The following is a 1,822-nucleotide window of genomic DNA, read 5'->3' as shown; positions in this document are numbered from 1 at the left end:
CACACCCCCCCCCCCGAACTCACTGCCCCCGGCCGGAGAAAGCCCCGCGGTCCACCCCCGGAATCCGTCGCCGCCAAACGGGAAAAACCCCCCCGGCCACCCCCCCCCCCCCAACCCCCCCCCCCGCCGCGGCCGACCCCCCCGGGTCCCCCCCCGGAAACCCCCCCCCCCCAAGGGAAAAACCCCCCCCGCCCCACCCCCCCCCCCCAAGCCCCCGCCCCGCCCCGCCCCGGGCGAACCCCCTCGGGTCAGCCCCCGCCCCCCTACGCCCCCGGCGCCTCGCGTACTGGTGCCAGGTCCGAGGAGGTCTTCGTGGCGATGAACTCCGTGATGCGGTAGCCGCACACTCCTGCCACCGTGAACGGGTCCTCCTCCGCGATGCGTTCGATCTCCGCCCGGGAGACTCCGCCCGCCAGGATGATGCCGCCGTCGCGCGGGACCTTGCGGCCCGACGCGAGGAAGACGCCGGAGGCGTAGTAGCCGTCCAGCCAGGCGATGTGGGCGTCCATCTGCTCTTCGACGGCCTCGATGGGGGCGGTATAGGTCAACTCCATTACGAACATGATCGTCAGGCTACTCTCGGACCACCATGACGAGCGTGAAGACCCCCGCCGACGAGGCCGAGGCCCGGGCGGTACAAGACGAATTGCGTAACCGTGTCGTGTTCGACGAACCCGGTCCGCCGGCCGGGCGCGGGCTCGTCGCCGGTGTCGACGTCGCGTACGACGACGAGCGGGACCTGGTCGCCGCCGCGGCCGTCGTACTGGACGCGGCGACGCTGGAGGTGGTCGAGGAGGCCACCGCCGTCGGCCGGGTCAGCTTCCCGTACGTGCCGGGCCTGTTGGCCTTCCGCGAGCTGCCCACCGTGCTCGCCGCGCTGGACGCCCTGACCGCCACCCCCGACCTGGTCGTGTGCGACGGGTACGGCCTCGCCCACCCGCGCCGCTTCGGGCTGGCCTGCCACCTCGGGGTGGTCACCGGGCTGCCGAGCATGGGAGTCGCCAAGAACGCGTTCACCTTCACCTACGAGGAACCCGGCGGGCGTCGCGGCGACGCGACCCCGCTGCTGGCCGAGGACGGCGCGGAGGTGGGGCGCGCGCTGCGTACGCAGGACGGGATCAAGCCGGTGTACGTGTCCGTGGGGCACCGGGTGTCGCTGGACAACGCGTGCGCGCACGCGCTCGCGCTCAGCCCGCGCTTCCGGATACCCGAGACGACCCGGCACGCCGACTCCCTGTGCCGGCGCGCCCTCCGCGAGGCCCTCTGACAGCAGCACGGGTGGGTCCCCGCTCGCAGTGCGTGGCTCGCTCACTCGCCGTCCGTGATCCGCCTGCTGTCCGCGACGCGGAAGCGGATGCCCGCGTGCTGGAGCCGGCTCAGGAGGGCGTCGCCCATCGCGACCGCCGTGGTGAGCTGGCCCGCGCGCGCCGGGAGTTCGTCGTACGCGAGGCACAGCGCGGACTCCGCCAGCATCTTGGCCGTCTCCCCGTAGCCCGGGTCGCCCCCTGAGACCTCGGTGAACACCCGGTGGCCGCCGCCCTCCCCGACGAAGCGGACCGAGAACCAGCTGCGGGCCCGGCGCTCCGCGTCCGGGCCCTGGCCCGGTTCCCAGCGGCTCATCAGCCAGCGCCGGGCGGGCGGGATCTGGGCGAGCAGGGCCGCCGCGCCCACGGCCGCGGTGCCGCCCAGCGCGACCGGCAGGTGCCGGACGGCGGCGTAGTGGCGGTAGCGGAAGTCGGGGCCGTAGCGCTCCAGCGCCGCCGCCGAGCGGGCCACGATCTGCGGGTCGAGGGTGGGCAGCGGCAGGGCCCAGGCGCCGGTC

Annotated in this window: 2 protein-coding genes and 1 pseudogene; 1 reads left to right on the top strand and 2 read right to left on the bottom strand. The window is 74.9% G+C overall.

Annotation, left to right across the window (positions count from 1 at the left end):
* Nucleotides 1-263: 263 nt before the first annotated feature.
* On the bottom strand, nucleotides 264-563 hold the full coding sequence (locus GPJ59_RS35915; RefSeq protein WP_219672312.1) for a YciI family protein: 300 nt from the start codon (nucleotides 561-563) through the stop codon (nucleotides 264-266).
* Nucleotides 564-589: 26 nt separating this feature from the next.
* Here GPJ59_RS35915 and GPJ59_RS35910 point away from each other — a divergent pair, with 26 nt between their 5' ends.
* Nucleotides 590-1,267, top strand: coding sequence for an endonuclease V (locus GPJ59_RS35910; RefSeq protein ID WP_219672311.1), 678 nt, complete (start codon nucleotides 590-592; stop codon nucleotides 1,265-1,267).
* Nucleotides 1,268-1,308: 41 nt separating this feature from the next.
* Here GPJ59_RS35910 and GPJ59_RS35905 read toward each other — a convergent pair.
* Nucleotides 1,309-1,822 (bottom strand): annotated as a pseudogene (locus GPJ59_RS35905) (saccharopine dehydrogenase); the annotation flags it as partial.

The organism is Streptomyces bambusae (assembly GCF_019400985.1).
GTDB lineage: Bacteria > Actinomycetota > Actinomycetes > Streptomycetales > Streptomycetaceae > Streptomyces > Streptomyces bambusae_A.
This window is presented reverse-complemented; position numbering and strand designations above follow the sequence as displayed.